The organism is Novosphingobium olei, assembly GCF_012927405.1.
In the GTDB taxonomy this organism is placed as follows: domain Bacteria; phylum Pseudomonadota; class Alphaproteobacteria; order Sphingomonadales; family Sphingomonadaceae; genus Novosphingobium; species Novosphingobium olei.
Window position 1 is genome coordinate 130,001 of record NZ_JABBGM010000001.1, and the last position, 24,405, is coordinate 154,405.

At 65.8% G+C, this 24,405-nt stretch carries 11 protein-coding genes, 1 tRNA gene and 2 rRNA genes (1 of these 14 running past the window's edge); 8 read left to right on the plus strand and 6 right to left on the minus strand.

The annotated features are described in order from the left end of the window. The 3 genes from HHL27_RS00640 to HHL27_RS00650 all read left to right on the plus strand — a co-directional run. A 23S ribosomal RNA gene (locus HHL27_RS00640) occupies nt 1–2,650 on the plus strand; it begins 143 nt to the left of the window's first position. A 105-nt stretch (nt 2,651–2,755) separates the two neighbouring features. Then, a 5S ribosomal RNA gene (gene rrf / locus HHL27_RS00645) occupies nt 2,756–2,870 on the plus strand. A 201-nt stretch (nt 2,871–3,071) separates the two neighbouring features. Next, nucleotides 3,072–3,148 (plus strand) — tRNA-Met (locus HHL27_RS00650). A 10-nt stretch (nt 3,149–3,158) separates the two neighbouring features. Here HHL27_RS00650 and HHL27_RS00655 read toward each other — a convergent pair. Further along, on the minus strand, nt 3,159–6,503 hold the full coding sequence (locus HHL27_RS00655) for a carboxyl transferase domain-containing protein (RefSeq protein WP_169491456.1): 3,345 nt from the start codon (nt 6,501–6,503) through the stop codon (nt 3,159–3,161). A gap of 145 nt (nt 6,504–6,648) precedes the next feature. Here HHL27_RS00655 and HHL27_RS00660 point away from each other — a divergent pair, with 145 nt between their 5' ends. Then, entirely contained in the window at nt 6,649–7,902 is a 1,254-nt protein-coding gene (locus HHL27_RS00660; protein ID WP_338114786.1) for an MgtC/SapB family protein, read from the plus strand. A 420-nt stretch (nt 7,903–8,322) separates the two neighbouring features. Further along, entirely contained in the window at nt 8,323–11,664 is a 3,342-nt protein-coding gene (locus HHL27_RS00665; RefSeq protein WP_169491457.1) for a hybrid sensor histidine kinase/response regulator, read from the plus strand. Between the two features lie 263 nt (nt 11,665–11,927). Here the strand turns inward: HHL27_RS00665 and HHL27_RS00670 are convergent, their stop codons facing one another. The 4 genes from HHL27_RS00670 to acs form a co-directional block, all read right to left on the minus strand. Then, nucleotides 11,928–12,689 carry an alpha/beta fold hydrolase gene (locus HHL27_RS00670; protein ID WP_169491458.1) on the minus strand — a complete coding sequence of 254 codons (762 nt, stop codon included), beginning with the start codon at nt 12,687–12,689 and terminating at the stop codon, nt 11,928–11,930. A gap of 9 nt (nt 12,690–12,698) precedes the next feature. After that, the gene (locus HHL27_RS00675; RefSeq protein WP_169491459.1) at nt 12,699–13,322 is read right to left on the minus strand and encodes a LuxR C-terminal-related transcriptional regulator; all 624 of its coding nucleotides are present in this window, start codon (nt 13,320–13,322) and stop codon (nt 12,699–12,701) included. An 81-nt stretch (nt 13,323–13,403) separates the two neighbouring features. Further along, entirely contained in the window at nt 13,404–14,354 is a 951-nt protein-coding gene (locus tag HHL27_RS00680; RefSeq protein ID WP_169491460.1) for a MerR family transcriptional regulator, read from the minus strand. Nucleotides 14,355–14,496: 142 nt separating this feature from the next. Continuing rightward, on the minus strand, nt 14,497–16,446 hold the full coding sequence (acs, locus tag HHL27_RS00685; protein WP_169491461.1) for an acetate--CoA ligase: 1,950 nt from the start codon (nt 16,444–16,446) through the stop codon (nt 14,497–14,499). A 186-nt stretch (nt 16,447–16,632) separates the two neighbouring features. Between acs and HHL27_RS00690 the strand changes: the two genes are divergently transcribed. The 3 genes from HHL27_RS00690 to HHL27_RS00700 all read left to right on the plus strand — a co-directional run bounded on the left by HHL27_RS00690 (nt 16,633) and on the right by HHL27_RS00700 (nt 21,837). Further along, nucleotides 16,633–18,078, plus strand: a complete 1,446-nt coding sequence (locus HHL27_RS00690) for a DcaP family trimeric outer membrane transporter (protein ID WP_169491462.1) — start codon at nt 16,633–16,635, stop codon at nt 18,076–18,078. A gap of 34 nt (nt 18,079–18,112) precedes the next feature. Beyond that, nucleotides 18,113–19,876, plus strand: coding sequence for an MFS transporter (locus tag HHL27_RS00695; RefSeq protein ID WP_169491463.1), 1,764 nt, complete (start codon nt 18,113–18,115; stop codon nt 19,874–19,876). Nucleotides 19,877–19,950: 74 nt separating this feature from the next. Beyond that, complete coding sequence (locus HHL27_RS00700) at nt 19,951–21,837, plus strand: AMP-binding protein (protein ID WP_169491464.1); 1,887 nt, start codon at nt 19,951–19,953, stop codon at nt 21,835–21,837. Between the two features lie 50 nt (nt 21,838–21,887). On the opposite strand, the gene HHL27_RS00705 is transcribed toward HHL27_RS00700, so the two are convergent. Further along, nucleotides 21,888–24,404 carry a TonB-dependent receptor domain-containing protein gene (locus HHL27_RS00705; protein ID WP_169491465.1) on the minus strand — a complete coding sequence of 839 codons (2,517 nt, stop codon included), beginning with the start codon at nt 24,402–24,404 and terminating at the stop codon, nt 21,888–21,890. Nucleotide 24,405 lies beyond the last annotated feature (1 nt).

A 24,405-nucleotide genomic window follows, 5' to 3' on the forward strand; every position in this document is an offset into this window, starting at 1 on the left:
TCTCGATCTGCGGGTAACCGGGGTTCGAGTGAGGTGGATAAGGTATCACCGAGCTGAATAAAATAGGCTTGGTGAAGCGAACCCGGGGAACTGAAACATCTCAGTACCTGGAGGAAAAGACATCAACCGAGATTCCGTTAGTAGTGGCGAGCGAACGCGGACCAGGCCAGTGCCTTCTCTTCAACTAGCAGAACACTTTGGAAAGAGTGGCCATAGCGGGTGACAGCCCCGTATGCGAAAGTGATGGAGAAGGACTCGAGTAGGGCGGGACACGTGTAATCCTGTCTGAACATGGGGGGACCACCCTCCAAGCCTAAATACTCGTACATGACCGATAGCGAACACAGTACCGTGAGGGAAAGGTGAAAAGCACCCCGATGAGGGGAGTGAAACAGTACCTGAAACCGAATGCTTACAAGCAGTAGGAGCGGCATAGGCCGTGACTGCGTACCTCTTGCATAATGGGTCAGTGACTTAGTTTATCGAGCAAGCTTAAGCCGTTAGGTGTAGGCGCAGCGAAAGCGAGTCTGAATAGGGCGACAGAGTTCGATGAATTAGACCCGAAACCCGGTGATCTAGGCATGACCAGGTTGAAGGTGCGGTAACACGCACTGGAGGACCGAACCGTTGAATGTTGAAAAATTCTCGGATGAGTTGTGTTTAGGGGTGAAAGGCCAATCAAACCGGGAAATAGCTGGTTCTCCGCGAAATCTATTGAGGTAGAGCGTCGGACGTATACCGTTGGGGGTAGAGCACTGGATGGATGCGGGGGTCGCGAGATCTACCAATTCTAACCAAACTCCGAATACCAACGAGATTTATCCGGCAGACAGACGGCGGGTGCTAAGGTCCGTCGTCAAAAGGGAAACAGCCCTAACCTACAGCTAAGGTCCCCAAGTCACGTCTAAGTGGGAAAGCATGTGGGAATCCCAAAACAACCAGGAGGTTGGCTTAGAAGCAGCCATCCTTTAAAGAAAGCGTAACAGCTCACTGGTCTAAACAAGGGTTCCTGCGGCGAAGATGTATCGGGGCTCAAGACGTGCACCGAAGCTTAGGGTTCGGACTTCGGTCCGAGCGGTAGCGGAGCGTTCCGTAGGCTGATGAAGCGATCTGGTAATGGGTCGTGGAGGTATCGGAAGTGCGAATGCTGACATGAGTAGCGACAAAGAGGGTGAGATGCCCTCTCGCCGAAAGACCAAGGGTTCCTGCTTAAAGCTAATCTGAGCAGGGTGAGCCGGCCCCTAAGACGAGCCCGAAGGGGGTAGTCGATGGGAACCACGTTAATATTCGTGGGCCTGGTGGTGTGTGACGGATCATGTGTGTTGTCACTCCTTATTGGATTGGAGTGGCTTCGAAATGGTTCCAGGAAATAGCCCCACCGTATAGACCGTACCCGAAACCGACACAGGTGGTCTGGTAGAGTATACCAAGGCGCTTGAGAGAAGTATCCTGAAGGAACTCGGCAAATTGCCTCCGTACCTTCGGAAGAAGGAGGCCCCATATATGCGCAAGCACTTGTGGGGGGCACAGGCCAGGGGGTAGCGACTGTTTAGCAAAAACACAGCACTCTGCTAAGTCGGCTTCAAGACGACGTATAGGGTGTGACGCCTGCCCGGTGCTCGAAGGTTAAGAGGAGGAGTGCAAGCTCCGAATTGAAGCCCGAGTAAACGGCGGCCGTAACTATAACGGTCCTAAGGTAGCGAAATTCCTTGTCGGGTAAGTTCCGACCTGCACGAATGGCGTAACGACTTCCCCACTGTCTCCAGGATATGCTCAGCGAAATTGAATTCTCCGTGAAGATGCGGAGTACCCGCGGTTAGACGGAAAGACCCCGTGCACCTTTACTGCAGCTTCAGAGTGGCATTAGGAAAGAATTGTGTAGCATAGGTGGGAGGCTTTGAAGCACCGGCGCCAGCTGGTGTGGAGCCATAGGTGAAATACCACCCTGTTGTTTTCTGATGTCTAACCCAGGACCGTTAGCCGGTTCGGGGACCCTCTGTGGCGGGTAGTTTGACTGGGGCGGTCGCCTCCTAAAGAGTAACGGAGGCGCGCGATGGTAGGCTCAGGCCGGTTGGAAACCGGCTGTTAGAGTGCAATGGCATAAGCCTGCCTGACTGCGAGATTGACGAATCGAGCAGAGACGAAAGTCGGTCATAGTGATCCGGTGGTCCCTCGTGGAAGGGCCATCGCTCAACGGATAAAAGGTACGCCGGGGATAACAGGCTGATGATTCCCAAGAGCTCATATCGACGGAATCGTTTGGCACCTCGATGTCGGCTCATCACATCCTGGGGCTGGAGCAGGTCCCAAGGGTTTGGCTGTTCGCCAATTAAAGTGGTACGTGAGCTGGGTTCAGAACGTCGCGAGACAGTTTGGTCCCTATCTGCCGTGGGCGTCGATACTTGAGAGGAGTTGCCCCTAGTACGAGAGGACCGGGGTGAACATGCCTCTGGTGTACCTGTCATTCCGCCAGGAGTGCAGCAGGGTAGCTATGCATGGACGGGATAACCGCTGAAAGCATCTAAGCGGGAAGCCTCCCTCAAGATAAGGTATCATCGAGTCGTGGTAGACCACCACGTTGATAGGCCGGGTGTGGAAGTGCGGTAACGCATGAAGCTAACCGGTCCTAATAACTCTGTTCATGCTTGAGAATCCCACCATCAATGACAGCCTTGCGGCTGCCAGATGGGCGGTATCCAGCCAGGACAAAACCTCATCTGTATCATCGATTAAAATCTTTGCGCCGGCTCTATTGCTTGGTGACCATAGCGTCTGTGACCCACCCGATCCCATCTCGAACTCGGCCGTGAAACCAGTCTGCGCCAATGGTACTAACGCTCAAGCGTTGGAAGAGTAGGGCGTCGCCAGGCATTAAAGCCGACGCAAAGAAAACCCATTCACAATCTCAAGGGCCTTCGTGCCCTCCAAAAGGGGCCCTCCAAGGCCCCTTTTTGCGTCACCATCGACGCACACATCAGTGGCGCGGGGAGAAGCAGCCCGCCGCTGGATCGCTCGCCGATCCAGAAAACAAAACTGCCACAGGGCTGGCACACCCAGCCCAAACATGGTGTCGCGGGGTGGAGCAGCCCGGTAGCTCGTCAGGCTCATAACCTGAAGGTCGCAGGTTCAAATCCTGCCCCCGCAACCAGATTCACAAATCACCACGTATCGATCCACGGTTGCACTTTGCCCGTGCGCGCCGGTCGTCCGGCGACCGCTTCGAGTCCCATCGCCAGCCAGTGGCGCGTATCCGCCGGATCGATCACATCATCGAATTCGAATACCGTCGCGCCATTGGCGGCGCTCGACCACGCATAGGCTCCGGCGAGCAGTTCCTCGTAACGCGCCCGGCGCTGGTCGAGATCGGCTATGGCCGCCAGCTCAGCACGCCGACCGAGCTTGATCTCCCCCTCGATCCCCATCCCGGCGAATTCGCCCGTTGGCCAGGCCACCGTGAACAGCGGACTATCCAGCGACCCTGCGCTCATCGCCATTGCGCCCAGGCCATAGGCCTTGCGCAGCACCACCGAGAACATCGGCACCTGGAGGTTCGCCCCGATCACATAGAGCCTGCCGCAATGGCGAATCGTCGCCGTGCGTTCGGCTTCGGGCCCGACCATGTTCCCTGGCACGTCGATCAAGGTGATCACGGGGATATCGAAAGCATTACACAATTGCATGAAGCGTGCAGCCTTGTCCGCGCCATCGCTGTCGACGGCGCCGCCGGTGGGTGACGCGCAATTGTTGGCGATCACCCCCACCGGGCGCCCTTCGATGCGCGCCAGCGCGGTGACCATCGATCGTGCGAAATCGCGGCGGAGTTCCAGCACCGAGCCAACATCGGCCAGTGTTTCGATGATGCGGCGCACGTCATAGGCGGCGCGGCGGTTCTCGGGGATGGCGTGGCGCAGCGGGCTCTGGTCGGCGTCCTGCCAGCTTTCGATCCGGCCCTGGAAGTACGACAGATACTTGCGCGCCATGGCGGTCGCCTCGGCTTCATCCTCCACCACGATGTCGATGACACCGTTGGGGGCCTGGACCGATACGGGGCCTACCTCCTCTGGCGCGAACACGCCCAGGCCGCCCCCTTCGATCATCGCGGGGCCGCCGATGCCGAGACTGGAATCGCGCGTCGCGATGATCACGTCGCACATCGCCAGCAACACGGCATTGCCGGCAAAGCAGAAGCCGCTGGCGATCCCGACCAGCGGCACGAGACCCGAAAGCTTGCCCATGTGCGCCCAGGTTCGGTACTTGAGCCCCCCCACCGTGGTCGGGGGCGGGGTGGGATCGCCGGGTGACGCACCGCCGCTGCGGCCACCGCCGCCTTCGGTGTAGAACACCACCGGCAATCGGGCGTTGCGCGCGACTTCAAGCATTCGGTCGGTCTTGACGTGGTTCTTGTGCCCCTGCGTTCCGGCGAGCACGGTGTAGTCGTAGCTCATCGCCACGCAGCGCGAACGCTCGGGCCCGAAGGCATCGCCATTGACGCGCCCGATGCCCATCACCAGCCCGTCCGACGCTGTCTTGATCAGCCGACGGTCGATGTCATCGGGGGTGTCTTCGTAGCGTCGTCCCGCCGTCACCAGCGGCCCATACTCCAGGAACGAGCCGGGATCGCACAAGTCCGCGATGTTCTCACGCGCGGTGCGCTTGCCCTTGGCATGGCGTTTGGCGACGATCTCCGCTCGCCCGGCGTCCGAGACATGCGCATGCATCGCCCGAACCCGATCAAGATCGGCGCGGGGCGCGTGCGTGTCGATGTCGACCGGCACGTCCTCATCCTCATGCGCGTCTTCGTCCGGCAGCAGCGTTGCCAGCAGCGCGTCTTCCGTCACCACATCGCCGCCGGCGTGCAACACCGCTGCCACCGCCCCGGCAACTGGAGCGGTGATCGCGTGCTCCATCTTCAGCGCCTCGATCACCGCCAGCGTCTGGCCCTTGCGCACGACATCGCCCACCTCGACGAGGACCGAGACCAGCGTGCCGACCATCGGCGCCCGCACCGCGGCATGGCCTTCAGGCACCGGCGAAGCCATGGTCGTAACCGGTCTTGCCTGGGCGGCGCGCGCCGAAAGCACGGCAAGCGGATCCGGGGCGCTACCTGCCGCCGGTGCGTATTGCCCTGCAGTCGCCACCAGTTCCGCAACATGGCGTTCGACAAACCGCGTGTCGAAGGCGCCTTCCGCCACCTCCGGGCGCGCGATCAGTGCCTTCAGCAGTTCGAGATTGGTGCCGAGCCCTTCGATCCTGCAGCCGTCCAGCGCTCGCCCCGCCTTGGCGACCGCGGCGGCGAAGTCGGGCGCGCGCACGATCAGCTTGGCCAGCAGCGAATCGTAGCGCGGGCTCGGCGCGTAGCCACTGCGACCATAATCGTCGACGCGTACGCCGCGCCCCGTCGGCATTTCGTAGCGTGCGATCGTTCCGCCGGTGGGCCGGGCCTGGCCTTGCGCGTCGATCGTCTCCATGTTGATCCGCAGCTGGATCGCCACCCCGTCGGGCGCCCGGTCCGCCACCGCCTGAAGTCCAAGCGCGTCGAGGCTTGCGCCTTGCGCCAGCGCGAACTGGGTGGCGACGAGGTCGAGGCCTGTCACCTCCTCGGTTACCGTGTGTTCCACCTGGATGCGCGGATTGGCCTCGATGAACACGAAGGGCAGGGCCGTCCCGCCATCCGCGTCGACGAGAAATTCGAATGTGCCGATGCCGCGGTATCGGGCCGCGCGTGCCAGCGCGAGCGCCGCGTCGAGGATCGCGGCACGGACGTCCGCGCCAATGCCGATCGCCGGCGCGATTTCGACCAGCTTCTGGCGCTGGCGCTGCAGGCTGCATTCGCGGTCCCACAAGTGGTGCACGGCGCCGCTGCCATCGCCCACCACCTGCACTTCGACATGCCGCGCCCGCGCCATCAGCACTTCGACATAGAGCCGACCGTCACCGAACGCGGCCTGTGCCTCGGAGCTGGCACGGGCGAAGGCTTCGTCCAGGTCCTCAGCCCGCTCGACCGCGCGCATCCCGCGTCCGCCGCCGCCGGCCAGCGCCTTGAGCATTACCGCACCATGCGTGGCGAGAAACACCCGGGCCTCGTCCAGCGTAACCGCTTCTTGAGAACCCGGCAGCGTCGGCACGCCGCAGCGTGCGGCCAGCGCACGGGCCGCCGCCTTGTCTCCGAACAGGTCGAGCGTTTCAGGGGACGGGCCCACGAACACGAGTCCGGCCTCGGCGCAGGCCCGCGCAAACGCTGCGTTTTCGCTGAGGAAGCCATATCCGGGATGGACAAGGTCGCAGCCTTCGCTCACCGCAATCGCAATCAGCGCTGCCTGGTCGCGATAGGCGGCAACGCCCTGGCCCGGCAGCTCGCGCGCCAAATCTCCCGCCGTGACGTGAGCGGAAGCGGCATCGTCCGCCGGGTGGACCATCACCGTTGCGATCCCGCGTTCGGCGGCGGTCCGCGCGATGCGGATGGCGATCTCGCCACGATTGGCGATCAGAACCTTGCTGGCCACGTCTGTCCTCTTCCCGCTCTTCAGGGCGTCGCTGCGCCGTTTGGTGCAGTCTTACCCGGCGCGATGGCATCGCAAAGCAGCTTCTCGCGCTTTCAACGCGTCGAAATTGCGCGACGGTGATAAGGGGGCGCAGGAGGGGAAGGACGTGACCGGAACAGAGGCTCAGCTATGGCCGGCGCTCGCCGCGGCAACGCTGGCGGGCTTGATCGTGGGCGTGGAGCGCGGGTGGAGCCAGCGGTTGCGCCCCGCCGGCACGCGCGTCGCGGGCGTGCGCACTTTCGGCCTGCTCGGCTTCGTCGGCGGGCTTGCCGGTTGCCTGCCCGATGGCGTCGCTGCGGCGCTCGTGCTGGGGGCGGGCTTGCTCCTCGTCGTCGGTTATCGCAGTGAAGCCGATGCGCCGGGCCGGTCGGCCACGACGGCGGTCGCCGGGGTTCTTACGCTCGCGCTCGGCATGGTGGCGGTGCGTGTGGGGCCGACGCTGGCGCTGGGCGGAGCGGCCGCCGTCTTCGCATTGCTGGCTTCGCGCCCGGTGCTGCATCGCGCGCTTGTCGGCCTGTCCGCCATCGAGATCGAGGCCGCGGCGCGCTTCCTCCTGATCGCACTGCTGGCGCTGCCGCTTCTGCCGGACCGCGCCTATGGTCCGTTCGATGCGTGGAACCCGCACCGGATCTGGCTGGTAGTGGTGATCGTCGCCGGGCTTTCGTTCGCCGGCTATGCCGCGGCGCGGCGCTGGGGCACGCGGCGGGGACTGCTGCTGGTTGCGGCCACCGGCGCGATCGTGTCCTCGACCGCGGTCACCGCCGACTACGCCCGCCGCCTCCGGTCGGAACCCGAGGCGCAGGGCGCGCTGGTCGCAGGCATCGCCATCGCCTCGATCGTCATGTTCCTGCGCGTGCAGGTGCTGACCCTGGTGCTGGTGCCGCGCGTGCTGCCGGCGCTTGCGCTCGCACTTGCGCCCGCCACGCTCGTCGCGGCAGGGTTCGCTCTTTCCGCCTGGCGCCATCAGGCGGCCACGGCCGGTGGCGAGGTCAAGCTCGGCAACCCGCTCGATTTCCGGCCGGCGCTGGTTCTTGCCGCAATGGTCGCGCTGTTTTCGCTGATCGCGCGCTGGGCGCTCGCCCGATACGGCAGCACCGGAATGGGCGCGGTGCTTGCGCTCACCGGCATGATGGACGTCGATGCTGCGGTGATGACGCTGGCAGGACTTGCTCCCGGAACGCTTGGAGACGACCGCGCCGGGCTGTTGCTGGCAGGGCCGGTGCTGGCGAATACGCTGGTCAAGGCGGTCATGGCCATGGGAATCGCCCCCGGTCGAGCTGGCGTGCGTGCTGCAACCCCGCTCCTTGCCGCGCTCGCCGCCTCGGGGGCGGGCGTCATTTACCTCATGCTTCGGGGATGACGCTGGCGCGATTCGCCGGGCCGGTTCGCGAATGCGCAACAACTGCAGCGGCGCACGACGCCAAACGCATGCGCAACAGGGCTAAAGTTTCTTGGAGTGTCAAAATCTTGGAAAGGCGGTGTGGCGGCAACGCACCAACCGCTGCGGAAATTTACGCACCTGACATTTTTGCTGGTCAATACGCCAAATCGCGATAGTGTTGCGCCACCGTCAAAGACGTTCGCCCGGCGCGGTCTTGGGAGAGGATGCGAAAAAATCGCACCGCGCCGGGTGTTACGTCTTCTTCCCCAATCCGAATCGCACGCTGCAGGCACGGTCGCATCGATCCGGCTTGAAAGCCCGCGCGTGCGCCGCAAGGATGCGCAGCATGGGGCCACCGAAACCAGCGCTGCATGATCGTGCCGACGGGCGCATGGCCGGATGAGCGCAACGCTTGCCGCACTGCTTGCGCTGTTGCTCATCGCGGTGCTGTTCGCCGTGGCGGCGGGCGTCGAAACCTTTGCGCCGCAGATGCGTGCGCGCCCCCGCCTGCGCCACGCGGCCTACACGCTGGGGCTGGGCGTCTACTGCTCCAGCTGGACCTTCTATGGCGCGGTCGGCAGCGCGGTGCGCGAAGGCTGGAACTACCTGCCGATCTACATCGCGCCCTGTTTGGTCATGCTGCTTTCGCCCGCTTTCCTGCGCCGGCTTGCCGATGCCGTCCATGCAGAGCGCGCGACGACCATTTCCGATTTCATCGCCGCCCGCTTCGGCCACGATCCCGGCATCGCCCGGTTGGTCACCGTCATCGCGCTGTGCGGCATCGTCCCCTATGGCGCGCTGCAGCTGCGCTCGATCGGCAGCGCCTTCGTCGTGGTCACCGGGCAGGACGCCGCCCTGCCGGTGATGGTCGCGGCCTCGCTGGTGCTCGCCCTCTTCGCCATCCTGTTCGGCACTCGCCGCTATGAAGTCGCCGGCCGCAACGAAGGGCTGCTGTTCTCGATCGCGATCGAATCGGCGATCAAGCTCGTCGCGCTGGTGCTGGTCGGCATCGCCGCCTTCGCCGTGCTGCGCGATGCGGGCCCGCTGCAGCGGACGGCCGCGTTCGACGTGCTTGCCACCCGCTTCGCGCCCGAACACCTCAGTCTTGAATTTGCGGTCATCGGCCTGATCTCGGCGCTGGCGGTGCTGGTCCTGCCGCGCCAGTTCTTCATGGCGCTGGCCGAGGCGCAGCAGCCGTCCGACCTGCCGCGCGCGCGCTTCGGCCTTGCCGCCTACGTCGCGATCATGGCCGCGCTGATCGTGCCGATCGCGGCCGCCGGGCTCGTCGCGCTGCCCAACAGTGCGTCGCCCGATCTTTTCGTGCTCGAACTGCCCGAAGCCGTCGGTACCCACTGGATCACCGTCGCCGCCCTGCTCGGCGGGCTCAGCTCGGCCGCTGCGATGGTGATCGTCGATGCGACCGCGCTGGCGACGATGGTGTCGAACGACCTCATCTTTCCCGCCGTGCTGCGCAGCGAAGGCGATGGCGAAGACGCCGGCCGGGCAGGGGCCCTCGGACGCCGAATGCTGCTGGTCCGCCGCCTCGCGATCCTCGGCATCGTCGGCCTGTCGCTCGCCTGGGCGTTGCTGCTGCCGGCGCGCAATTCGCTCGCCTCGATCGGGCTCGTCGCATTTGCCGCGATGGCGCAGTTCACCCCGCACCTCGTGCTCGGCACCTTGCGCAACGGGCGCGATCCGGTCGCGGGCCGCGTCAGTCTGGCCGCCGGCTTCGCGCTCTGGCTGTGGACGCTGGCGCTGCCGCCGATCCTTCCGCCCGCCTGGCTCGCCGCGCTGGAAGGCACCGTGCTCGATCCGCTGCGGCTGTTCGGGATCGGCCATGCGACACCGCTGGTCCACGGCGTGGTCTGGAGCCTTGCCGCCAATCTCGCGCTGCTGTCCGCGCTGTCGGCCCGCCGCCGGGGCAGCTTCGTCGCGCCCCGCCTGGCGCGGGGGCAGCGCCCGGTGCGCAACGTCGGTGAACTGCGCGCGCTCGCCGCCCGCTTCATCGGCGAGGAGGCTGCCGTGGCCGCTTTCCCGCCGGCGGTTGGTGCCGATCCGGTCGATCGCTCGGCCGCCCGCCATGCGCAGGACCTCATCGCCGCCGTGGTCGGTGCCTCGTCCGCGCGCGCACTCGTCGCCTCGGCGCTGGTGGGCGGCCAGCTCGGCATCGAAGATGTTACCCGCCTGCTCGACGAAGGCGGCCAGTCGCTGCGTTTCTCGCGCCAGCTGCTGGCCGCCAGCTTCGAGAACCTGCCGTCCGGGATCAGCGTGATCGACGCCGATCTTGCGCTGGTTGCTTGGAACGAACGCTACGTGGCGATGTTCGGCTACCCGCCCGGCCTCGTCCGCGTCGGCGTGCCGGTGGCCGATCTCATCCGTCACAACGTGCGGCGTGGCGGCTTTCCCGGCGATGTCGAAGCGCAGGTCGAACGCCGGCTCGAACGCCTGCGCGCACGCCAACCCTATATCTCGGAACGGATCCGACAGGATGGGCGGGTGATCAAGTCGGTCGGCGGCCCGATGCCCGGCGGCGGCTATCTCACCTCGTTCACCGACGTGACCGAGGAAGCCGCCACCCGGGCCGAACTGCGCCGCACCCTGGATGACATGGAAGGGCGCGTCGCCGAACGTACCGAGGCCTTGTCACAGGCGAACCGCCGCCTGGCCGAAGCTACGCGTGAAAAGACCCGCTTCCTCGCTGCCGCCAGCCACGACCTGCTCCAGCCGCTTCATGCCGCCCGCCTCTTTGCAACCGCGCTGCAACGGCAGGTGGGCGAAGCGCAGCGCCCCCTGGTGGCCCGCGTCGACCGATCGATTGTCGCGGCAGAGGATCTGCTGCGCGCCCTGCTCGACATTTCCAAGCTCGATGCCGGCGGCATCACGCCCAGCCCCGAACCGGTCGCGCTCGGCCCGCTGCTGCGCGACATTGCCGAAGGGATGCGCCCGCTGGCAGAGGAGAAGGGCCTCTCGCTCACCCTCGCCAGCGCGCAAGGCTGGGCGATGACCGATCCGGGCCTGCTCCGCTCGGTGCTGCAGAACCTGCTGTCGAATGCGGTGCGCTACACCGCGTCGGGCGGCATCGTCGTCGGGGTGCGTCGGCGCGGTCCGCGCTGGCGGATCGATGTCGTCGACAGCGGCGTCGGCATCCCGACCGAACAGCAGCAGGCGATCTTTTCCGAATTCACCCGGCTCGGCGCGGTCGAGGCCGAGGGATTGGGCCTGGGCCTTGCCATCGTCGAACGGATCGCGCGCCTGCTCGGGCTCGATCTCGATCTCGCCTCGCACCCCGGCCGCGGCAGCCGCTTCAGCGTCAGCCTGCCAGCGCTTGCGCCTACCTCGGAAATGGCAGCGCTCCCGCCCGGGGATGGACCCGCCCTTCCGGCCCATCACGCCGACCCGCTCCGGGTGCTCGTCGTCGACAACGATCCCGCCATCGTCGAGGCGACCACCGCACTGCTCTCAAGCAGCGGCCATCGCGTGGTGGCCGCCTCGAACATCGCCGAAGCGCTCGCGCTGGCGGGCGAGGTCGACGCCGCGCTGATCGACTACAGCCTCGATCATGGAGAGGATGGCCTGGCACTGATTACCCGGTTGCGCCGCCGCCACCCAAGCCTTCCGGTGGCGCTGGTCACCGCCGAAAGCGACCCCGCGCTGCGCCGCAAGGCCGAGCGGCGCAGCATCGCGTTCTTTGCCAAGCCGGTCGATCCGGCGGCGCTCGAAGGCTTTCTCGCCTCGGTTTAGGCGGCGTGGACGAATTCCGCAACGCCACGGTTACCCTGGTGAAGGCCCCGGCAAGGAGTGAGGCCGCAGGTGGAGTGGGCCTCCATCAAGGCCGCGCGACGCCGCCGGGGCCTTCACCAGGGCAACCCCGAAAGGGGCTGGACCAAAAGACGCCATCGCAGTGTCGGCTCGGCTCACAATATTCCCGATATTGCGTCACCTCGCCTCCTCGCGCTGGCGTCTTTTGCCTCCAGCCGTGGCGCTGTGGAATTTGTCCACGCCGCCTAGCGCTCGGAGAGATAGCGCCGCAGGGTAGAGTAATGCGAAAGCCCGTCGAACAGTCGCGGCGGCTCGCATCGTGGCAGGTGCGTTGCCAGCGCTTCGGCCATGCTGACCGGCGACCAGTTGTCTGCGCGCCCGTGCCACAGCCGCACCGGCTGAGACACGTGCGCCAGCTCGGCCGCCCAGTCGCCGACATAGTGGAGGATTTCGCGGCGATAGCCGGGCGCACCGCGTCCCAAACCGTGGGACAGCACCCGCACCATGCCTGCGCGGAATTGCAAGTCGTCGCGCAGCGCCAGGTCCGCTCCTTGCGCCGAAGCGAACAGCGCGGCGTAGAGCTTCCCCGGTGCCAGCCGGGCGAACAGGCCTTGCGCGCCCACCATCGCGGCCAGCAGCAGCGGGCTGGTCCGCGCAGCCCTGAACACCGGCGCGCCGGCCATGGCGCCCAGATAGTCTCCGGTCGATAGCGGCGCGGCTGCGGACACGAGGTCAATGCCGACGACTTGTGTGCCAAGATGCGGCGCCACGCGCAGCGCCGCCGCCGCACCCAGCGAGAACCCCACCAGCCGCAGCGGCGCTCCTTCCGCCTGCGTGCGGATCGCGGCGGCCAGTGCGCTGAACCGCGCCGTCGCTTCCGCAGGTCCCGCCTGCGTCCGGTCGGGCACGATGAACCCGGCGGCCTTTGCGGCAATCTCGGCGCCGAACAGGGCCAGTTCCCCGCCACTGCCGGGAATGCCGTGGAAATAGACGGTGCGCTCCGCCACGTCGTGCGCCTACCGGCTCAGGTCCAGTCCCAGCGATCGCGCCACCAGCGCGGCCTGCGTGCGGTTGCGCACGTCCAGCTTGCGCATGATCGCGGTCATGTGCGCCTTCACCGTCGCCTCGCTCATCCCCAGCTCGTGCGCGATCTGCTTGTTGAGCTTGCCGTCGAGCACGGCCAGCAGCACCTTGAGCTGCGTCGGCGTAAGGCCGGCAACCTCGTTGCGCACCTGCTCCACCGCGTCGGCCTTCCTGGGCGCGACCGGCGTGCCGCCCAGCGCGGCGGCAATCGCCTGCTCGATCCGGGACAGGTCCGCATCCTTGCGCAGGAAGCCCACCGCGCCGAATGCGCGCGCTTCCTCGGCCGCGTTGGCGCCCTCCGCGCCCGAAACCACCAGGATCGGCACATGCGGTCTTTCGGCGTGCAGCAGTGCGATGCCCGAATAGCCGATGGCACCCGGCATCTTGAGGTCGAGCGTCACCAGCCGCAGGTCATCGGCTTCGGATACCGCCTTCGCCGCGGCGGCAAGCGTTCCCGCCTCGACCACGCGCGCACCGGGCGCGACCGCCGCCACGGCGAGCGCCAGCGCCTGTCGGAACAGCGGATGATCGTCGGCAATCAGGATGGTCCCGCTCAAGGCGCCGTTCTCTCCCCCATGCGCGGCCGGCGTTCGGTCCGCGCGCGCCAGCTTATCGCCGGCAGGGGATGCCGCAAAGGCCTAATGGCTGCGCGCGAGCCCTTCGACCGAACGTCGCCAGCCATCGACCGCGCTGGCCACCGAGCCGAGCGATCGGAACACGCGGACGCGCGTCGGCAGGGTTTGGTACAGTCCGCTATTGGCCCCGCCGGCCCAGATATGGATCTGCGGCGGCAAGTGCCGGTCGATCTGCTCCAGCACGTCCACCGTGCGCATCGGATGGTGCGCGGCGGAAAACGACATGGCGACGATGTCCGCACCCACTTCACTGGCGATGCGCACGATCTCCATTTCGGGTAACCCGCAACCGATGTGCAACGGGCGGCAGTCCTGCAACAGCAGCAGCGTTTCCACCATGGCGAGCCCCAGCACGTGGACTTCGCCCGGCGGCGTGCCCAGCAGCACCAGTGGGCGGGCGGTGTTGACGTGGCCCTGCGGCTGGAACAGCGTGCTCGAACACGCGCGCAGCGTGCGCACCATCATGTCGGAAAAGATGTGCTCCTGCGCGATCGAGATCGTGCCCTTTTCCCAGGCAATGCCCACTGCGCTGCAGAGCGGCGCCGCGATGCTCAGCACGAAATCCTCGAGCCCCTGTTCGATCACATGGCTTTGCATCGCCGATTCCGCATCGGCGAAGGCGTTGAGGGACAGCATGCGGACATAGTCTTCGATCCGCGTCGTGGGCAGCCCGGCCGGCGGCTGATTGTGGATGCGCGTGCGGTAGTCGAGCAGCACCGCAAGCTCTTCCTCCTCCAGCTCATAAAGCCGCGAGGGCGGTTCGCCCAGTGCGATCAGCCGGCGGATGAGCTTGAGCCGGCGCACCTGCCACTCGGGGTAGAACATGCGGCCATGTTCGGTGTGTTCGGCGGCCGGAAACCCCGCGTGCACCTGCCATAGGCGCAGAAGTTCAGGGGACAAGCCGGTCTCTCCGGCAAGGTCGAACAGGTCGCCCGGGCCGCTCTGCAACTTCATTTGGCCCCGCTCCCAATCGCGACCCCTCGATTGGAATGTGATTTTATGCGCACGCCGGACGAAATATATCCAAGATCATTCGAAATCGGATCGAGTGCTCGAAAGAGCCGCTGCCGGGCGGGGCGGCGGCTCCTTCAAAACATCAGGCATTGGCCAGTTGCGGCCGGTTGGCGAGCAGGTTGTCAACCACCGACGGATCGGCAAGCGTCGACGTATCACCCAGATTTGAAACGTCGTTTTCTCCGATCTTGCGCAGGATGCGGCGCATGATCTTGCCCGAACGGGTCTTGGGCAGGCCCGGTGCGAACTGGATCACGTCCGGCGTCGCAATCGGACCAATCTCGTGGCGGACCCACGCGACCAGCTCCTTGCGCAGCGCCTCGTCGGGCTCGATCTCGGCATTGCAGGTGACGAAGGCATAGATGCCCTGGCCCTTGATGTCGTGCGGCATGCCCACCACCGCGGCCTCGGCCACCTTGGGATGCGCCACCAGCGCGCTTTCGATCTCCGCGGTGCCCATGCGGTGGCCAGACACGTTGATCACGTCGTCGATGCGGCCGGTGATCCAGTAGTATCCGTCCTCGTCGCGGCGGCAGCCGTCGCCGGTGAAGTACAGGCCCTTGAACGTGCTGAAATAGGTCTGGAAGAAGCGCTCGTGGTCACCCCACACGGTGCGCATCTGCCCGGGCCAGCTGTCGGTCACGACCAGGCAGCCGTCGGTCGCCCCGTCGAGGAAGTTGCCGTCGTTGTCGACCAGCGCGGGCTTCACCCCGAAGAACGGGCGGCTGGCCGAGCCGGGCTTCAGCGGCGTGGCACCGGGCAGCGGGGTGATCATCGCACCGCCGGTTTCGGTCTGCCACCAGGTATCGACGATCGGGCAGCGGGCATCGCCCACCACCTTGTGATACCATTCCCACGCTTCGGGATTGATCGGCTCGCCCACCGAACCCAGCAGCCGCAGCGACTGGCGGCTGGTCTTCTTCACCCATTCGTCGCCCTCGCGCATCAGTGCGCGCAGCGCGGTCGGGGCGCCGTAGAAGATCTCGACGCCGAACTTGTCGACCACCTGCCAGAACCGGCTGGGATCGGGGAAGTTGGGCACGCCTTCGAACATCACCGTGGTCGCCCCGTTCATCAGCGGGCCGTAGACGACGTAGGAATGGCCCGTGACCCAGCCTATATCGGCGGCGCACCAGTAGATCTGCCCCGGACGATAGTCGAACACGTACTCGTGCGTCATCGATGCCCACACGGCATAGCCGCCGGTGGTGTGCAGCACGCCCTTGGGCTTGCCGGTGGAACCAGAGGTATAGAGGATGAACAGCGGGTCCTCCGCGCTCATTTCCTCGGGCGCGCAGTCGGCGCTCTGCCTGGCCACAGCGCTCGCCCACTCGATGTCACGGCCTTCGACGAAGGCAACGTCGGCCCCGGTGCGGCGCAGCAGCACCACGGTATCGACATCGGGGCACTGCTTGAGCGCTTCGTCGACGTTGGCCTTCAGCGGAACCTTCTTGCCGCCGCGCAGGCCTTCGTCGGCGGTCAGCACGATGCGGCTGTCGCAATCGATGATGCGGCCGGCCAGCGCATCGGGGCTGAACCCTGCAAACACGATCGAATGGATTGCGCCGATCCGCGCGCAGGCCAGCATCGCAACGGCGGCTTCGGGCACCATCGGCAGATAGATCGTCACCCGCTCGCCCTTCTTCACGCCCCGGCTCTTGAGCAGGTTGGCAAAGCGGCACACCTGTTCGTGCAACTGGCGATAGGTGATGCGCCGCTCGGGCTCGGTGGGGCTGTCCGGCTCCCACAGGATGGCGATGTCGTCGCCGCGCGTCGCCAGGTGGCGGTCAAGGCAGTTGGCCGAAAGGTTCAGCGATCCGTCCTCGAACCAGCGGATGCCGAAATCGGCTTCGTGGTACGATGTGTTCTTCACCTTGGTGAACGGCTTGATCCAGTCGATTCGCTTGCCGTGCTCGGCCCAGAAGGCGTCCGGATCCTCGATCGACTGGCGGTACATCTCGAAATACCGCGCTTCGTCGACCAGTGCGTTGGCGGCCCAGTTCTCGGGCACGGGGTAGACGGCTTCGCCCATTTTCACCGGACTCCTCTCGTTCTCGTGTTTGCGCTGCAGATACCGCAGGCTCGCGTCGCTGCGCGCATAGACCTTGGTCGTAGATATAAGACCATCCTCGCTCTGGTTGCCAAGGCCCGTCGGTCCGAAACTCGTCACGGATCGAACGGAAGTGTCCCGAAAGATGGACACCTGAGGAGAGGGTCAATGAACCATACCAGACAAGCGCTGCGGGCGCTGCTGCTGACCGGTGCGCTCGCGCTGCCTTCGCTGGCACAAGCGCGCGCCGCCCACGAAGCCGAGCTCGAAGCGCGGCTCGAAAAGCTCGAAGGCGAAATGATCGCGCTCAAGGCCGATCTCCAGGCCGCGCGCCAGCAGCAGGCCGAAACAGCGCAGGCTGCCAGCCTGGCACAGGCGCAGGCAACCGGCATCGCCGCCGCCGCGGCAAAGGCCGAGGCCGTGGAGAAGCGCGTCGCCTCGCTCGAAGCCCGGCCCACGCCGCCTGCCGAAGGGTTCCGCGATGGCAACACCACCGTCCGGCTCGGCGGCTATCTCAAGCTCGTTGCCACCAACAGCCGCTTTTCAGGCGGCGAGATGGCCAACAACACGCAAGGCCGCGATTTCTGGCTGCCGCAGTCGATCCCGGTGGGGAAGGGGCCCGCATCGCGCGATCAGGATTTCAGCGCGCGCCAGACCCGGCTGTGGCTGAACTTCGCTTCGGACATCGCAGGGCACGCGGTGAAGGGCTACGTCGAAACCGACTTCGAAACCACGCCCAACACCTCGGCCAGCGTCACCGGCGGGGGCAACCAGCGCACCACCAACGGCTACACCCTCGCGCTGCGCCGCGCGTGGATGCAGGTGGACAAGTGGACCTTCGGCCAGGACTGGACCACGTTCCAGTACACCGGCGCGCTGCCCGAAAGCACCGATTACGTCGGCACCACCGAAGGCACCGTCTTCGTCCGCCAGCCGCTGGTGCGCTATTCGCAAGCCCTGTCGAAGGAACTGACGCTGCACGTCGCGGCGGAAAATCCGGAAACCGCTTCGGCCAGCCTCGGCGCCCCGGCGCTGACCGAAAATGGCGACGATCACCTGCCCGATGCGACCGCGCGCCTCGCCTATGCGGGCAAGATCGGCGAACTTTCGCTGGCCGGCCTTGCCCGCCAGCTGCGCGTCCAGAACGGCGCGCTTTCGGACACCCGTTTCGGCTGGGGCCTCAGCGCCGCGGGCAAGCTCTACCTGAGCACCGATAGGGTGAGCGACCTGCGCTTCATGGCGACTTACGGCAACGGTGCCGGCCGCTACATCGGCGTCAACTTTGCGCCCGATGCCGTGCTCGATCCCGCCAGCGGACAATTGCATGGCGTTTCGACGTTCGCCGCGATGGCGGCGCTGCGGCTCGGCATCGCGTCCGGCCTGCGCGCCAACCTGATGGGCAGCTACCAGCACGTCCGCTACGCCGACGACATCGCGGCCGCCAGCATCGCCACCTACAATCGCGAGGCATGGAGCGTTGCCGGCAACCTGTTCTGGTCGCCGGTCAGGAACATCGACCTCGGCATCGAACTGCGCCACGGTCAGCGCAAGCTGGTGAACGGCGGCAGCGGCAAGCTCGACCGGGTCGAATTCGCCGCCAAGTACGGCTTCTGATAAAGACAAGACAAACGACGGAGAGGACCAACCCATGTCGCAAATCGACATAGCTGACGATTTCAGCGCCCTGCCAAGACATCACCAGGCCACCCACAGCGAAAAGCTGATCATCACCGCGTCCTCGCTCGGCACGGTGTTCGAATGGTACGATTTCTACCTCTACGGCCTGCTGACCTCGATCATCGCGGCCAAGTTCCTCACCGGGCTCAACCCCACCACCTCGTTCATCATGGCGCTGCTGGTGTTCGCGGCGGGCTTCATCGTCCGCCCCTTCGGCGCGCTGGTGTTCGGCAAGATCGGCGACACGTTCGGCCGCCGCTACACCTTCATCATCACCCTGCTGGTCATGGGCCTCTCGACCTTCCTCGTCGGCTGCCTGCCGACTTACGAAACGGTCGGGGTGGCCGCCCCCATCATGCTCGTCGTGCTGCGCATGTTCCAGGGACTGGCGCTGGGCGGTGAATACGGCGGCGCCGCCACCTACGTCGCCGAACACGCGCCCGACAACAAGCGCGGGCTCTACACCAGCTGGATCCAGATCACCGCCACCGCCGGCCTTGCCATGGCGCTGCTGATCGTCATCACCGTGCGCTCGCCGGTGACGGGCGTGGGCGAAGATGCGTTCAAGGCCTGGGGCTGGCGCGTGCCCTACCTGCTGTCGGGCGTATTCCTGTGCGTCGGCCTGTGGCTGCGCCTCAAGCTCCACGAAAGCCCCGTCTTCCAGAAGATGAAGACCGAAGGCACCGCTTCCAAGGCGCCACTGACCGAAGCCTTCGGCGAGTGGAAGAACCTGAAGATCGTGCTCATCGCCTTCTTCGGCGCGATCATGGGCCAGGCCGTGGTGTGGTACACCGGCCAGCTCTACGCGATGTATTTCCTGGAAAAGATGCTCAAGGTCGATGGCATCCAGGCCAACACGCTGACCATCATCGCACTCGTCATGGCCACGCCGTTCTTCCTGTTCTTCGGCTGGCTGTCCGACAAGGTCGGGCGCAAGCCGATCATCCTCGGCGGCGCGGCGCTCGCGGCGGCAACGATGTTCCCGGTGTTCCACGCGCTGACCGAAGCGGCCAACCCCGCGCTCGCCCATGCGCAGGCCAATGCCCCGGTCAAGGTCACCGCCTACGCTGGCGAATGCTCCTCGCAGTTCGATCCCGTCGGCGCCAACAAGTTCGACAGCACCAGCTGCGATATCGTCAAGAATGCCCTCGCCAAGGCGGCGGTGAACTACGAAAACGTCGCCGCGCCCGCCGGCACCATCGCTTCGGTGACCATCGGCGGCACCACCATCGTCGCTCCCGATCCGGCCAAGGTTTCGGGCGACGAGCGCAAGAAGGCCATCTCTGCCTTCACCGCGCATGTGGTCGGCGCACCCGAAGTGAAGGCCGCGCCTGCCAGCGCGGGCAAGCCCGCGGTCGAAGCCAAGCCCGCCGTGGTCGGTGAACTCGCCAAGGTCGGCTATCCCGCCAAGGCCGACCCGGCGCAGATGAACAAGCCGCTGGTCGTCGCGCTGCTGTTCTATCTCGTGCTGCTGGTGACCATGGTCTACGGCCCGATCGCGGCGATGCTGGTCGAACTGTTCCCCAGCCGCATCCGCTACTCGTCGATGTCGCTGCCCTACCACATCGGCAACGGCTGGCTCGGCGGCCTGCTGCCCGCCATCGGCTTTGCCATGGTCGCGGCCAACGGCGATATCTACCACGGCTTCTGGTACCCCGTAGTCGTCGCAGCGGCGACGGTGGTGATCGGCCTGATCGTGCTGCCCGAAACCTACAAGCGCAGCATCGACAACTGACGACCAAAGTCGAACTGGCGCCCGGCCCGCAGAAGCGGCACACCGGGCGCCAGCACATAATGCAGGGACAGGACATGAGCGAAGCCTACGAACAGGCCTGGCGCGACAGCATCGACCAGCCGGAGCACTTCTGGTCGCAGGCGGCGCGCAGCGTGGAGTGGATCTCTCCGCCTGCGCGCTGCTTTGATGAAGCGCAGGGCTGGTATCCCGGCGCCTCGCTCAACACCTGCGCCAACTGCGTCGACCGCCACGTGGCGGCGGGGCGGGGCGATGCAACCGCGCTGATCTACGACAGCCCCGTCACCGGCACCGTCCGCGCCTACAGCTATGCCGAACTGCTCGACGAAGTCGGCCGCGTCGCCGCGATGCTGGCGTCGCTTGGGCTGGCCAAGGGCGATCGCGTCGTGCTCTACATGCCGATGATCCCGCAGACGGTCTTCGCCATGCTCGCCTGCGCGCGTCTCGGCGCGCTCCATTCGGTGGTTTTCGGCGGCTTCGCGCCCCTGGAACTCGCCAAGCGCATCGACGATGCCGCGCCCCGCCTCGTCCTTACCGCCAGCTGCGGGATCGAGGGCGCGCGGACGATCGCCTACAAGCCGCTGGTCGACGAAGCCCTGCGCCTCGCCGCCCACGCGGTCGACCACGTCGTGCTCCATCAGCGCGATACCGGCCCCGTGGCCGAACTTTCCTCCCCCCGCGATCTCGATTGGGACACCCTGCGCGCCGCCACTGCCGGCGATCCCGCGCCGGCCCCGGTCGAGGTTGCCTCCGCCGATCCGCTCTACGTGCTCTACACCTCGGGCACCACAGGCACGCCCAAGGGCGTGGTGCGCGACAACGGCGGCCATGCCGTCGCGCTCGCCTGGTCGATGGCCAACATCTACGGCATCGGCGCGGGCGATGTGTTCTGGGCCGCGAGCGACGTCGGCTGGGTCGTCGGCCACAGCTACATCGTCTACGCGCCGCTGCTGGTCGGCGCGGCCACCGTTCTGTTCGAAGGCAAGCCGGTCGGCACGCCCGATCCGGGCACCTTCTGGCGCACCATCGCGCGCCACGGCGTGAAGACCTTCTTCACCGCGCCGACCGCGATCCGCGCGGTGCGCAAGGAAGATCCTGAAGCGACCTTCCTCAACCAGATCGGCACCGGCCAGTGCCAGGCGATCTTCCTTGCCGGCGAGCGCGCCGATCCGGACACCATCGGCTGGCTGGAGGACAAGTCGGGCCTGCCGGTCATCGACCACTGGTGGCAGACCGAGCTCGGCTGGCCCGCGCTCGCCAGTTGCGCGGCGCTGGGCGATCTGCGCCGCAAGCGCGGCAGCGCCGGCTTCCCCGTGCCGGGCTACGAATTCGCGATCCTAGATGAAAGCGGCCACCAAGTGCCGACCGGGCAGAGCGGCGCGGTGGCCTTGCGCAGTCCCCTGCCGCCCGGCGTGTTCCGCACGCTGTGGAACAACCATGCAGGCTATGCGAAGAACTTCGCCACTTTCCCCGGCTGGTACGAAACCGGCGATGCCGGCTTCATCGACGAGGACGGCTTCGTCCACATCATGGGCCGCACCGACGACATCATCAACGTTGCCGGGCACCGCTTGTCGACCGGGCAGATGGAGCAGATCGTCGCAGCCGTCGATGGCGTTGCCGAATGCGCGGTGATCGGCGCCGACGATGCGATCAAGGGGATGATTCCGGTCGCCTTCGTCGTGCCCCGCGCCGGCGCGGGAAGCGAACAGGCGCTGCATGACGCGGTGATCAAGGCCGTCCGCAGCGAACTCGGCGCCGTCGCCGCGCTCAAGACCGCCTACGTCGTCCCCGCGCTGCCCAAGACCCGTTCAGGCAAGACGCTGCGCAACCTGCTGCGCAAGATCGTCAATGGCGAGGATGCGCCAACACCCCCCACGATCGACGATCCCGCCGTCCCAGCCATGCTGCTGGCGCGCGTCCGGGCGCACGAGGAAGTCTGATGCCCCGCGGGCGTGGCGAGGACGCTGTCCCCCCGCCACGCCGGTGGGGATCAGAACGACAGGCGCACCGATCCGGTCACCGTCCTGCCGTTCAGCGTCTGCGCATTGACCACGCCCAGCGCCGGAATGGCCGCGGCCGACAGGTTGACGAAGGCCAGCTTGTCGAAGGCGTTGAACGCGGTCAGGCCCAGTTCCAGCCGGTCGACAGGGCGGACGAACAGGTAGGGGCTGACGATCACGTAGCCCGGCTGCTTGAGCACGTTGGTATCCTGTGCATAGCTGCTGGTCGTACCGTTCACCGTTGCGCCAAAGGTGACCATTCCCTGCTGGAACTGCGGCCGGGCAGAGAAGAACAGCGAAGGCTGGTGGCGCGGCCGGTTGCCTTCGATCGCGGGGTTGGTGGTGTCGCGATCAATCTTCGACTTGGCGTAAGTGGCCCCCAGCGCAAGGCTGAAAGGCCCGCGCTGCACTTCGCCTTCAAGCTCCAGGCCCTTGGCGCTGTAGGATCGGCTGTACGAGATCACCTTGGCGTTGCCGTCGGCATCGGCGCCGATCTGGAACCCGGATTCGCCGGTCGAAGCCCAGAAGCCGGTCAGGAACAGGCTCACGCCGTCCTTGCGCAGCTTCACGCCGGCTTCGGCCTGCTTGACGATGCCATAGGCCGCCGAACTGTCGGTCAGCTTGCCGGTGTCCGGATCCTGCTGCGGCGTGAACAGCAGGCGCTCGGCGCCCGCCCGGCCGCCCCGGCTGTAGCGCGCGAACACCGAAAGCGGCTCGGCCACGCGATAGTTCACGCCGGCCGAATACGACACATAGTGATAGTTGTAGCCGACATTGCCCGGACGCGAGAGCGGCAGGACCGAAACCTGCGTTTCGGGCAGCGAGATCACGCCATCGCCATTGACGTCGATCGCGCTGGCGCCATTGCGCCCGCCGCCCAGATCGGCGCCGTACAGGCTGCCGCTCACCTTGCCGGTGTCCAGCCGCAAGCTGCCGCCGATCGACAGCTTGCCGATCTGGTAGTTGGCCGAAGCATAAGGGGCCAGCACGCGGTAGTTCACGTCATACCGGCGATGGTAGGTGAACAACGGGGCGCCGCTGATGAAGCCATAAGCCAGGATGCCGGTATCGGTAATGTGCGTGCCGTCCGCTGCGGTCAGATCGAAACGCGTGCCTTTGCCATGCGCGGCATATCCTTCCAGCCCGTTGGTCAGCGACCAGTACATGTCCACGTTCTGCGAAGAATAATAGACGCCCGCCGTGGTCGTCAGCTTGCCCTCGCCCATCGCGAACGTGCGGCTGGCCCGCAGGTCGTTGGTCACGTTGTCGAGGTTGTTGAGATCGGCATGAACGTAGATCGGCACCGAAAGCAGGCCGTTGCCGTTCAGCCCGGCCAGGTCGGTCACCGGCTTGCCGTTGTTCGGGCCGCCGACATAGCTAAGCACCGCGCCAGGTCCTCCGAACGTGGCGACCAATGCGGCGGCGGGAAGCGTCAGCAGCGAAATGTTCTCGTTGTACGCGCCGCTGTTCGAAGCGAAGCGGAACTTGTCGGTGACGGTCCAGTCGCCGATCTCGAACTGCGCTTCCAGTCCGACCGCCTTGCTCACGCCGCGGATGCCGTCGTGCAGGTCGACACGGGTCGGATTGTTCTGGTCATCCACGCCGGTAAGGCTCGACACATACTTCGAATTGAGCGTGTCGCGCTTGATGTCCGTGCCCGGCAGGTTGCTGAACTTGGGCGAGTCATTGGTGCCGCTGATCTGCAGCGGGAACAGCGAATAGAGCGCCTGGCGATCGTCGAGGTACTTGCCGTAGAAGCGGAAATAGCCGCCGGCAAAGGTGTGGGTCAGGTTGACCTTGATCTGGCCCCCGCGCGTACCGGTGTAGCCTACTTCACGCGGGCCTTCGCCTTCATGGAAGAAGCCGCCGATGTGAAAGCGCCAGCCTTCGCCAAGCGGCGCGCCGTATTCGAAATCGGCGCGATGCAGGTCATAGCCAAGGCCTGATGATACCAGCAGCGTGCCGCCCTCGGTCTCGCCCGTCTTGGAGATCAGGTTGATCACGCCACCCGGTGAGTTGGAGGCGAAGGTCGATGCCGAACCGCCACGGATCGACTGGATCTGCGACAGGCCGATATCAGCGCGCACGAAAGTGTCCACGCCGGCCAAGTGAATGTCCCCGAATTCCAGGACAGGCAGGCCGTCCTCCTGGATCTGGACATAGCGGGTGCCATCGGCCGACAGCGGCAGTCCGCGCACGGTCAGCGCGGAAAAGCCATCGACGCCCGAAGTTTCGGCGCGAATGCCGGGAAGGTTGGCGACGATGCCGGCAACCGACGGCACGCCCAGCTTGGGCAGGTCGGTCTCGTCGAGCGTGCTCGCCGAAATCGCGGTGTCGAGCAGGTCGCGACCCTTGGCGACGCCGGTGCTGAATGTCTTGGCCGGGGCCACCTGCGCTGAAGTCTTGGCCTTGTCGGCCTTATCCGCCGCCGCATCACGTTCGGCGAAGGCGGTCGAAGCCGTCCCGACAAAAAGGGCGGTCGACAGCAGGAGGTTCCATGGACGCATT